The organism is Jeotgalibaca ciconiae (assembly GCF_003955755.1).
Classification (GTDB): Bacteria; Bacillota; Bacilli; order Lactobacillales; family Aerococcaceae; genus Jeotgalibaca; species Jeotgalibaca ciconiae.
This window is the reverse complement of record NZ_CP034465.1, coordinates 1,477,172-1,489,303: the sequence shown is the minus strand read 5'-3', so window position 1 is coordinate 1,489,303 and position 12,132 is coordinate 1,477,172. Positions and strand designations below refer to the sequence as shown.

Below are 12,132 nucleotides of genomic sequence, written 5' to 3'. Positions count from 1 at the left end.
GTCTATAAAAAAGACTGATTCTCTAATCAGCCCTGTTCGAACATTAGTCATTGATTGCCTCAATCCCTTGCTGTTTAAGCTTTTCAAGATGATCGTGCATATGCTGAAGCTCTTGCGCGGAATGTCCTTGCCAATCCAGAACCTTCCCCACTACTTTTAATGGTTGTTGAGTACGATAAGACCTTGTGGGATTCCCTGGAAACTTTTTATCAGTCAAATTGGGATCATCCTCAAAGCTTCCCATGGGTTCTACAATATAGATACTTTCTGGTCCGTCTCCCACTGCAAGTTCAGCCCCCCACTTAGCTGCATCTAATGTGGCAGTCATATAGATATAATTCGCTTTTTTACCGCTGCCATAATTAGAATTATATTGAGTTGTCAATAAGTCACCCGTTTCTAAAATCGCTTTAGTTCCATGATAAAACGGTCCCTCATCCAAAGGCAGAGAATCTTTTTTATTCATTTGAACTCCTCCTATTGTTTACTTGATTTATTATATTATAGCAAAAAGGACCCAAGGAGAGACAACGTGGAAACTTCCTTTCAGGAATAAACAGCGGAATGCTAGTTTAAAAATTAGACTTTTTTCGCTTCTACCGATATGCTGTATGCGAGGTGTTAGAAACATGAAAATCACGATTCGCAAGCGAACACTCGGAACCATTCCACTATTAGAAGTCGTTCCAAATGAACTGAAAAACCAAAAATTACCAATAATCATTTATTATCATGGTTGGCAGTCAGCGAAAGAATTGAACTTGACTCAAGCGCGCTCCTTAGCAAGGAAAGGATTTCGGGTGATCCTGCCCGATGCGATGAACCATGGAGAGCGGAAACAAGCCAGGTCAAAAGTTCCTTCCCTAACATTTTGGCAAAGTATCCACACAAACTTAATGGAGTTTGGTTACATCTTGAATCATTTCCAAAGGATGAATTTGGCTGGGGAAAATATTGGAGTAGGAGGACTTTCAATGGGTGGAATAACTACTTGTGCCCTGCTTACCCACCATCCAGAAATTAAAGCAGCAGCCTGTGTGATGGGTTCTCCCAAACCAACCGAATACCGGGATAGGATTTCCCGTCACGCTACTCAGCTCGGCTGGTACTTCCCAGCAGATTACAAAGATTTACTTAGCTGGATTCCAAAGTATGACCTCTCCTTAAATCCCAATACAATTAATGGGCGGCCCTTACTTTTCTGGCACGGCCAGCAAGACCGAGTGGTTCCCTATGAAGATGTTGTTTCGTTTATGAAAGAGAACAAGGGTCTATCAAATGTTCAATTTATGGATGAGGACGAAGGGCATTTAGTTAAAGTGGAGACGATGGATAAGGTAACCGATTTTTTTGTGAAAGAAATGTTGTAAACTGAGAAGTAAATCTTTTGTTAATCCAAAATAAAGACATTCAAGCTCATTTTACAGCCTGAATGTCTTTATTTTTTTAGAATAACGATGTTCAGCGCTGATTTCCCTGCTGAACATCGTTATTTTTTGAAAATGAAGATGTTCAGCAGGAAAATTCCATTTGAACGTCTGTTTCTGTAAATGGATTAATATTTATAAAGTAAACCTCGTCTCTAAATGACTTTAGTCCCACTCATCTTTGTACAAAATACTTCGATTTATTCAACCACTTCTGTGTGGAAACAACGTACCATATGATTCACCATTATTTCTCCTAGATCCGTAAAAGTTGCAATACCTCGTTTATGTATAACGGTCTGGAATCCTTCTGCATCTGCACCGGCTATCGTTAAAAAATCACAAATATCCGTTGTCACTCCTGCCACATGAACTTTTTTTACATCCAACTTTCTTAGTTTTTCTGCAAGCTCTGTTTGAAAAAAGGCATTATAGTTTGCTTTAGGTTGGTAAAGAAGATGTTCATGGTCTTTGTGACCTTGAAACCAATCATACAAATCGCCATAAAGCTGCTGTCCCTTTGTTCCTTCTATGTTATGCGGTGGCCATAAATCAAAATGAGGATCATTTGGCTGGTGGGCATCCATCGAAACAACAACGATATCTCCATTCGCTAAAAATTGGGTTGCCAATTCCTCGATATATGGAACAATATCCTGCCCAGGCTTTCCTACTGTCAGGGTCCCCTCATCTGCTACAAAATCATTACTCATATCTACAATCACCAATGCCTCTTTTGACACATTCATTCCTCCCTATTCTGTTGAATCATTTTATTTTATTTCATATATCGAAAAGTCGACAGATACCTTCAAATCTTTCACCGGTAAATTACTAGCATTCGCTTTCTCCAGTGTCATCTATTTTTTCTAAATTAAGTTAAGTCTTCTTTTCTGCTGAAATCATTAAAAACATCGGTCTTCTATTTTCATTCTCCATTTCCGGATTGATCTTTATCATCTCTTCTGATGCCATTGATTCCCGAACAGCATTTATTTCAAAACCAGCGCCAATCAAATCGTTTATATAGGTTGAAAAGGTACGGTGATACTTCATCACATGCTCGGTTAAGAACGTTGTTTCCCGTATACCTTCCCTTTGGTAATGGTCCACCGGCCAATGGAGTAGTCTTCCTTCTTCGTCATAATACCAATCTTGTTGATTACGAGAAGTAAAAATAGGATGTTCCACCGAAAAGACAAAGGAACCGCCTGGCTTTAAATATTGACTTACTTTTTCGCAAATTCCACCAAAAGATTCAATGTAATGAAAAGCTAAAGAACTGATTACAACATCAAATTGTGCATCTGAAAAATTAATTTCTTCAATCGGTATTTTCAGATACGTGATCATCGGATCATCTGTTTTTTCTTGAGCAGTTTGTAGCATTTTTTCGGAAATATCTACGCCAATTACTGATTTCGCCTGATTCTCTCGCGCATACCGACAATGCCAACCGAAACCGCATCCTAAGTCAAGCACATCTTTATTTTTGAATTCCGGCAATAACGTTTTAAAAATTGCCCATTCTCCTGCACCTTCAAGGCCGTCAACTGAGCGAGCCATCTTTTTGTATTCAGAAAAGAAATGGCTATCATCATACTTATTTTGTTTCACTACATGAAAACCTCCTTTATCTAAAACGAATAGAAGACACTGAAATTGCATTTGGGATATCCTCTATCTATTTCCTCAATGCAGGCAATTCTTTCCCCTCCACAAATGCTTTTAAATTTTCTAAAGATTCATTGTATCCTTCTGAACTCATGAATACGCGAATGCCCTTCTCTTCTTTTAGTCTAAAAGAGAGAAATTTTGGTTGTGAATCGGCCGAAAGCGAAAATTCCATAAAAGGAATAATATTTTCAATGGTTAGAGACATTGGCTCTTTTTCTTCCAGTCCATCATGAGCATTGGGCATCAAAGTAAAGGTTACCTTTTCCCCAACTTCAAAACAAGGAATTTCCCAAGTTGAATCAGGAACAAACCATTGTGTAAGTTTAAGGGGGTCCGTTATAGCATTCCAAACTTTCCTCATATCCCCATCTATCAACACAGAACTCTCTTTTACTGCACACATTTCGTGTTTCCTCCTTAAAAACCTGTTTAATATCTATATAGTAGCACTTCCATTTTGAATTACTAAATAAGAAATGAATTTCTGCTAGCTTCCCTTCGTTTCCCTCATCACATTGTAATTGATTTCTTTATTTTATTTTTACATATACAAAAAGAGGTGTCAGCGAATCAAATGAATCCACCAACACCATAAAATATTTTATGGAGATTATTTACTTAATAGACTCGCTGCATCTTTATCCAAAATAACAATTACGTTCTCATGTTTTTGTAGAGCACTTGCAGGTACTTCACTGGTCACTGGACCTTCGATCATGTTTTTCACTGCTTCGGCTTTACTTTCACCAAAAGCAAGAAGTAGAATTTTTTTAGAGTTAAGAATAGAAGCGATTCCCATACTATAAGCTCTTGTCGGCACTTCTTCTACTGAATCGAAGAATCGTTTATTTGCTTCTATTGTGGAAGGAGCCAAATCCGCCAATTGTGTTTTCCCATCAAGATCTGCTCCTGGTTCGTTAAATCCGATATGTCCATTATTTCCAATTCCTAATAGTTGTAAATCAATTGGATTTTCTGCAAGTATCTGGTTATAGCGGGCAGTTTCTTCTTCCGTATTTTCGTTTAATCCATCAGGTAAGTAATTTGTTTTGAATGGTTTTTTATCAAATAAACGTTGTTTCATAAAGTAATGATAACTTTGTGGATGATCACCACTTAAACCATAATATTCATCTAAATTGATTGACGTTGATTCTGTAAAATCAATATCAGATTGAACCATTAACTCATAAAGCTTTTCTGGAGTTGAGCCAGTTGCTAACCCAAATACTTTTGCTCCCTTATCTACAGCATCTTTGAAAATTGTTAAAGCTTGGGCTGATGCTTCTTCGATTGTATCAAATACTAAAACTTCCATTGTATAACCTCCACTATAGTTGTAGTGAGTTAATTTTATCACAATATTTGAGCTATATACACTTTTTAATCTATCCTTTGAATTTATTATTTTAAATTACCATAAAAGTTCATACTTATAGATAGTTGTATGAATTCAAGAAATTGTAAATAAGTTATTCGATACCCTTTAGCATGTCAAAAACTCCCTTGGACATGATATCCAAAGGAGAAAATCATACATTTTTTAGAGCAATGTATCTTTATTTCAAATGCTCATTAATGTTGGTTTGGAATAAAGTTTGATTAAAAGGAAGCTACAAACTTTGATTTTATAATAGAAGAGACTCACGCGTTTTGAACAAAAATCGATCAAAACATACGGGTTTCATAGTTAAGCAGATTTACTTTTTATAAAAAAGTTTGATTATTTACATATATCTGTTCAGAATTGAGTCAAAATCCGAAACTAGACAATTTAAAATTAAACATTTTAGCCTACATTTTATAAACTATCAATCTTAATTCAAAAATTCCATTACGGTCTTACCAAACCACTCGTTATGGCTTTTTTTAAACTTCCTGAAATACTAATAGCGCAGAATTCATTACGAACCATCTACTCATATTTCTTTTGAGCTACAACTGTCAGCATCTTAAAGTGTTCTAATGAATGTGAATTAAGTTTGATTGCTTTGAATTCTTGAAAAGAAGAGAAAGTATTAAGATATTCTAAAAAAGTTTTGAAAACTTCTGTATCATCAATATATAAATCATTTGTATAACTATATTGAAACCCCGTATTAAATAAGTAACCATTAATCTTTGTAAGTAATTCGAATTATTTTTTTTGAATTGAAAAAATTCTACAGGTAAGGATCGGCTCTAAAAAGGTTGTTCTTTGTTATACATTATTTTTCCGAACATTTTAGAAATATAACCACCAATAAATACAATCAAGAAGTCAGTAATCCTTACTCTAATCCCTTTATATACTCACCAGATATTTTTACAACAGATGAAATGAAAGTTTTCATGTTGTCAGTGCCTATTGAATTTTCTACGAATCACTATACAATTCTTTATCATCTAGAGCTTTTATTATGTTTTGTGTTCCTTTTACATCTAAAAATAAATATTCCATACTACATCTTCCTCTTATATATGTTATTTTTAAATCATGCACTGTGTTTTTCTAATAGCTTAAACGGATTTTCAATATCTTCTGTAATACACTTATCAAGCATCATTCTTAAATGCCCTTCATTGCCACTTTTGATAAAAAGTTCACTAAAAATATTGAAATATTTTTCATTCATATCTGATTGTTGTTGTATATATAAATCTTCTTGTATATGATGTGATCCATCATGTGTCCATTTAATTAATGAAGATACAATTATTTTTTCATCTTCATCAAAGTATTTTATGAGACTATCCAATTCAATCCCACCAAGAAATTTAAAATAGTTCTCTAGAATTCTTCTCATAACATTTTGAATGATATTTGCACTTGAATCTTTTAGTTCTATAAGTTCTTTCCATAAAGCTTCATATGAAGTTGTAATTGGATTTTTTTCATACCTTTTCACATATGAACCATCTTTTGCATTTTTTCTTATAATAAAATAACAACAATTATTTACTTTGTAAGTTATCTCTTTAAAAAAATAAGTATTATGAGTTGATATAAATAATTGTTCAATTTTATATTCATCACTATTTTCAATCAAATCTTTAACTAATGTGGAAACAATATATAATATCGTGCTATCCAAACTAGAAATTGGATCATCAATAAAAAGTAGTTTTTTATTTTCTACACTTTTAACTCTGTGGTAATAATAAAGAAAAGTAATGAATGTTTTTTCTCCCTCACTCAAAGTTTTATTAGCATCTTCTCCATTTTCTCTAACAATTTTGTACTTACCCTCGTCTTCTGCAGCTCTTAATTTAAAATTTTTAAAACCGTATAAATGTAATTGTTTATTAATCGCAATTACTGTAGAGGAAATCCCAAATATGCTTTCCTTAATTTTTTCATACTTTTCTTGGTTTTCTATGATATATTCATCCTTTGTATCAACAGCTTCTTTTAGCCCCTCTAACCTACCATTCAACTTTTTTTGCTCTTTCTTAAAGTTTTTATACTCCACTTCAGTTGAACTTAAAAACACTCTCCAAATATTTCTTAATATTCTTTCTTTTTCCTCCCCCAGTTTCCGTACTGTATTATTATGAACTTCTATTTTTTCATTATCGATAGTTAATTGTTCATTTAACTCTGCTAATTCTTGTTCAAATAATTTTAATTCAATTTTATTTGAAGGTGCTTTTTCTTTTTCGGAAAGATATTTTAAATTTTCTTGGTTCTTAGCTTTTATTTTTAATAAAATTTTTTCTACCATGATTTTTTCAAGATATTTATTGTCTAAAGCTTGTAATTCCTCTAAGTATAAGATTACATTCTCTGCATATTCTTTATATTTAATAATCTCTTTATTTAATTCTACTATTTCTTTTTCAAATTTTTCATTAAAATATTCTGTAAGGTAATTAGTTATTTCTTCTTTTAACTCACTTCTACAAAAAGGACAATAATCTAAATCATTCTCTTGAATAGTTTTATATCCTTCATGAACCCATGTATGTATATTTAGTTTTTCAACTAAGTGGGCATACTCTAAATCCTCTTTACCGATAATCGACTTACTGAATATTTTACTACCCGACTCATACTTTATTTCCAAAGCCGGTATTTTACTTAATGCACTTTGCTCTTCAGAGAATACTACTTCCGCACTCTTAAAAAGCTCATCAATATTTATTAATTCAGATCCATTTGAAACCACTTGATTACAGTACTCATTGTAAAAGCGTTGTTTACTTCCATGCAACCCGATAAATGCATGTTGATATAGTGCACTTATTCTATTTGTTTTATCACTCTTTTTACTCCATATGAGATCGTTAAAGTTTTGCTGATTTTCCTCTATTTTTCCCTGAGTGATAGTTATATTATCTTGGGCTTTAATTTTGTCCTCTTTATTTTTTTCTATATTTTTTTGAATTTCATCCAACTCTATCTGTTTCTCTACATCATCCCTACCTAAAGTAAATATTCCTGGAATATCATTATCAGATTTAAAATTTTCATCAATAAAGTTCTTATTATAAACTAATCTTTCTCCTATTATATTTCCCTCATAAATACAATCTGAGTAGACTACATCTTCTATATTAAGAAAACCTCTAGATAAAGTTGATTTACCTGTTCCATTATTACCATAAATAAAATTAACCTTCTTTAAATCTTTAAATTTTGTCCCTACTTCATTGTAGCTAGCTACATTTCTCAAAAAAATGTTAGATAACATAAAGTTTATCCCCGTCCTATTCTATGAATTTAAAAAATAAGAGGATTCCAAACCAAATTAGAATCCTCTTAACTATTTTATAATTCCAACGCCAACTGCTCTGACATCAGCTCTGCTTGTTCAATTACGGTGTCTATTGCTTGTTTACTGATTTCTGGTGGGTAACCGTGTTTTTTAAGTAATCGTTTGACCATCACACGCATTTTTGCACGTGCAGAATCACGTAAATTCCAATCAATACTCATGTTTTCTTTGATGGACTGCGTTAATTCATGAGCAATGATTTTTAACGTATCGTCTCCTAAAACTTGTTCGGCTGTATCATGTGAAGCTAATGCGTCATAGAATGCGACTTCTTCCCTGACCATACCATTATCTTCTCCGCGTTTATAAGCTCCGTCCATTTCTTTTGCTAATTCAATTAGTTCTTCGATAACTTTTGACGTTTCAATGGTTCGTTTATTGTATTTATTCAGTGAGTTAGCTAGCATTTCAGAGAACTTGCGCGCCTTGATTAAGTTACTGCGCTGCACATTTTTCACTTTGCCATTCAATAAACGATTTAGTAATTCTACTGCTAAGTTCTTTTGTGGTAATGCTCGAACATCTTCTAAAAATTGATCGGATAAAATCGAAATATCAGGATTCTCTAATCCAAGCTCTTTATAAATATCAATCACATCTTCCGAGATAACCGACTTTGAAATTAATTGATTAATTTGTGCATCCATTTGTGTTGCTGTTTTCTTTTTACTACCATCACCAATTGTTTTCACAATACTCGCTTTGACAGCTTTAAAAAAGCCAATTTCATCGTTTAATTCCTCTGCCTCTCGTGTCGTTGCACATAAAGCATATGCTTTTGATAATTCCGTTACAGTGTCTAAAAAGCGTTTCTTTTCTTCTTCACCCAGTCCGATGACATAATCCATCGTATTCACAATTGCTTTAATACGTTGCGACGATTTTTCGGATTTAAAGCCTGAATAATCATGACCGTATAACAATTCTAAAATAAGTTGATATTTTTCTAACATGACATCTACTGCAAGAGCTGTATCAACACCTGCTGTTTCACGGTCACTATCTGTATACTGCTTTAATGCCTGTTTTAAATTATCTGCAATACCAATGTAATCAACTACTAAGCCGCCTGGTTTATCTTTAAATACACGGTTTACACGTGCGATAGCTTGCATTAAGTTATGGCCTTTCATCGGTTTATCAATATACATCGTATTCATTGAAGGCACATCAAATCCAGTTAGCCACATATCTCGCACAATAACGATTTTTAATGAATCATCGTTATCTTTCATACGACGTGCTAAAAATTCACGGCGTTTTTTTGTTCCAATGAATGGCTGCCATTCGACTGGATCACTCGATGAGCCTGTCATAACGATTTTAATAACACCTTTATCATCGTCATCTGAATGCCATTCTGGACGAAGTTTAATAATTTCTTTGTATAAATCAATCGCAATTCGACGGGACATCACAACAATCATTGATTTACCGAACATTGCTTTTCCACGTTCTTCATAGTGATGGACCAAATCTTGGGCCATTTTTTCGACACGTGAACTTGCACCTGCGACTGCTTCTAAACGTGACCATTTTGACTTCAGTTTTTCTTTTATCGATAGTTCTTGGTCTTCTGTAATATCTTCATAGTCATCATCAATTGCTAATCCCTCTGGTAACTCTAGAGGAATAACACGAGACTCATAAAAAATCTTAACTGTCGCACCATCTTCTACTGCCTGTGACATATCATACACATCAATGTATTCACCAAATACTGCTGGTGTATTGCGGTCTGTTGATTCTACAGGTGTGCCGGTGAATCCGATGAATGAAGCATTCGGCAACGCATCACGAACATATTTTGCGTAGCCATACTTCAATTCACCTTCGCTTTCTTTCTTTTGCGATAATGCTGCACCAAAACCATATTGTGAACGATGGGCTTCATCTGCCATGACAATAACATTTGTACGGTCTGTTAGACACGGCATTTCACCTACTTCTTCATCAGGTGAGAATTTTTGTAGTGTCGTAAAGATGATGCCACCTGATTCTACATTTAATAATTCACGTAAAGAATCACTAGACTGTGCTTGATTTGGTGACTGCCGTAAAATATCCTTCGACATTGAGAATGTTTTATACAGCTGATCATCTAAATCATTACGGTCTGTTAAAACGACTAAAGTCGGATTATTCATCGCTTTAATCAATTTACCTGCATAAAACACCATGGAGAGACTTTTACCAGAACCTTGTGTATGCCAAATAACACCAATCTTATGGTCACCGTTTTCTGCCGTTGCTATTTGTGCTTTTTCAACTGCTTTATTTACTGCATGGTATTGGTGATAGGCAGCTAAGATTTTAAATGTATTTTCACCATCTGTTTGGAATAAAATAAAATTTTGAATAATATCCATTAAACGACGAGGCTCTAACATCCCATTAATCATGACTTCAAGCTGAGGTTCAGCTGGACTGGCTAATGAAATGCCATCAACCGTACGCCACTTCATAAAGCGTTCTTCATTTGCAGTAAGAGAACCTACACGTGCATTAATACCGTCACTCGTAATTAAGAACGCATTGTAACGGAATAATGTCGGAATCGCTTGTTTATATGTTTGAATTTGATTGTATGCATCTGAAATATCAACATCTTCATTCGTCGCATTTTTGAGTTCCATCACGACAACAGGTAAGCCATTAACAAAGACAAGTACATCAGGACGTTTATTTGATTGACCTTCAATAATCGTAAACTGGTTAACTGCCATAAAATCATTGTTTTGTGGATTTTCAAAATCAAATACATACACAGAAACAGTCGGATTATACCCATCTGTTCCTTGTACTTGAATCTCAATCCCATCTGTCGCAAGTTTATGGAATTGTTTATTATTTAAAATTAAATTTGGCGAAGCATTTGCTGCTATTTTTTGAACAGCTTCTTCAATGACTTTCGTATCAATTGTTGGGTTTATCTTTCGCAAAGCGTCACGCAAACGATCAACTAACACAACATCTTGAAAGCTATCGCGCTCTGGGCTGTCGCCATCTGGTGCAATATCTGGACCTTCAACAATGTCATAACCTAGTTCTTCTAACCATTCGAGTGCTGCGACTTCTAACTCTGATTCATTGTATTTAAACATATGTTACACCTCCAATTCATCAGGGATTTCGATTTCACCTGAAAGTAGCCTTGGTAGGAGTGTATCACGGAGTTGAGTTAAATTCTCATTTTCTTTTAATAGTAAGAATTGTTTATTTAATAACGGCATTAAGATTTTTTCGAATTTTTCTATTATAGTTAGATCTTCAGGAACAATAATGGTTTGATTTTTTATATCTGTTTGAGTTATTAATGGCTGCGTTGACCCTCGATTCAAAGACTTATAATCAATTACCTTTAAAAATTCAAAAACAAAGTTATAAAATTCACTTTGAATAACTAAAGTATTATCAGAAGGCCAACATCTATCTACTATTTTTTGAACTACACCATGTGTACCTACTCTACCTATAACTAATATTGGAGAGTCAAATAGCGTGTCTCTAGTATATCCCATTATTTTACTGGCTCCTATTATCGGTATTGAATTCTCAAAGCTATAATTATCCGCTTTTATCTTTGGACGCTTACCACTAGAGATTTTCATAATACTATTAAATTTTTTAGAGCACCATTTTTTAGGTATCTCCCCTAAATCACTTTCCACCATTTCTCCACCACTTGATTTGTACGGTTTTCCTTCTTCATTTGGAAATTCAAAGTCGATGAACCACTGTTTGAAAAGGGTTTGAGAGAGTTTTTCGAGATTGGATATAATATTGTTATTTAATTCGATTTTTTCATCAATTGACCATAAGAAATCACCTATCGAACTTTGTATGTTTTCTTCTGGAATAGCGAATTCTAAATTTTCTAATGTACTTTTATTTATTGAACTAAATATTGTACCGGTCGAATGACCTTCATAATTATTAAAAGCCTTTAATAAATAAAATAAGAATTTCTGATTATTTGTTTTTGAACGAACAGCTGCTAATCCCCGTCCGATACATAAAGGTTTGGTAGCAATATTTATGTTTCCTACAGGTGCTCTAACACTGAATAAAATATCACCTTCCATAGCCCATTTGGTTACTTTTGTTGTATAAGTATCAATAATAGGATATAGTAATCCAAAAGTTCTTGTTCCTTGCAAAAATGGCGTCCCCTCTTGTTCATTATAAAATTCTGATTTAGGTGATTGTCCCATTTCAACTTCAGCAATATCTTTTAATCTTACAATTTTATTAAACTCCATATCCAATAC

9 protein-coding genes are annotated in these 12,132 nt (G+C 33.8%); 1 reads left to right on the top strand and 8 read right to left on the bottom strand.

Annotated features, from left to right (window positions below; genetic code table 11):
* Positions 1 to 43 precede the first annotated feature (43 nt).
* Positions 44 to 466 (bottom strand): NAD(+)--rifampin ADP-ribosyltransferase, encoded by a 423-nt coding sequence (arr, locus tag EJN90_RS07055; protein ID WP_126109796.1) that lies wholly within the window; start codon positions 464 to 466, stop codon positions 44 to 46.
* Positions 467 to 629: 163 nt separating this feature from the next.
* Between arr and EJN90_RS07050 the strand changes: the two genes are divergently transcribed.
* Complete coding sequence (locus tag EJN90_RS07050; protein ID WP_126109794.1) at positions 630 to 1,370, top strand: alpha/beta fold hydrolase; 741 nt, start codon at positions 630 to 632, stop codon at positions 1,368 to 1,370.
* Between the two features lie 257 nt (positions 1,371 to 1,627).
* Here the strand turns inward: EJN90_RS07050 and EJN90_RS07045 are convergent, their stop codons facing one another.
* The 7 genes from EJN90_RS07045 to EJN90_RS07015 all read right to left on the bottom strand — a co-directional run bounded on the left by EJN90_RS07045 (position 1,628) and on the right by EJN90_RS07015 (position 12,123).
* A complete protein-coding gene (locus EJN90_RS07045) occupies positions 1,628 to 2,176 on the bottom strand; it encodes a cysteine hydrolase family protein (protein WP_126109792.1) in 549 nt (182 codons plus the stop codon).
* A 130-nt stretch (positions 2,177 to 2,306) separates the two neighbouring features.
* Positions 2,307 to 3,044, bottom strand: coding sequence for a class I SAM-dependent methyltransferase (locus EJN90_RS07040; protein ID WP_126109790.1), 738 nt, complete (start codon positions 3,042 to 3,044; stop codon positions 2,307 to 2,309).
* A 67-nt stretch (positions 3,045 to 3,111) separates the two neighbouring features.
* Entirely contained in the window at positions 3,112 to 3,507 is a 396-nt protein-coding gene (locus EJN90_RS07035) for an SRPBCC family protein (protein ID WP_126109788.1), read from the bottom strand.
* Positions 3,508 to 3,714: 207 nt separating this feature from the next.
* A complete protein-coding gene (locus tag EJN90_RS07030) occupies positions 3,715 to 4,422 on the bottom strand; it encodes a glucosamine-6-phosphate deaminase (RefSeq protein ID WP_126109786.1) in 708 nt (235 codons plus the stop codon).
* Positions 4,423 to 5,578: 1,156 nt separating this feature from the next.
* On the bottom strand, positions 5,579 to 7,777 hold the full coding sequence (locus EJN90_RS07025; RefSeq protein ID WP_126109784.1) for an AAA family ATPase: 2,199 nt from the start codon (positions 7,775 to 7,777) through the stop codon (positions 5,579 to 5,581).
* A gap of 77 nt (positions 7,778 to 7,854) precedes the next feature.
* On the bottom strand, positions 7,855 to 10,965 hold the full coding sequence (locus EJN90_RS07020; protein WP_126109782.1) for a type I restriction endonuclease subunit R: 3,111 nt from the start codon (positions 10,963 to 10,965) through the stop codon (positions 7,855 to 7,857).
* 3 nt (positions 10,966 to 10,968) lie between these two features.
* A complete protein-coding gene (locus EJN90_RS07015; protein ID WP_126109780.1) occupies positions 10,969 to 12,123 on the bottom strand; it encodes a restriction endonuclease subunit S in 1,155 nt (384 codons plus the stop codon).
* Positions 12,124 to 12,132 lie beyond the last annotated feature (9 nt).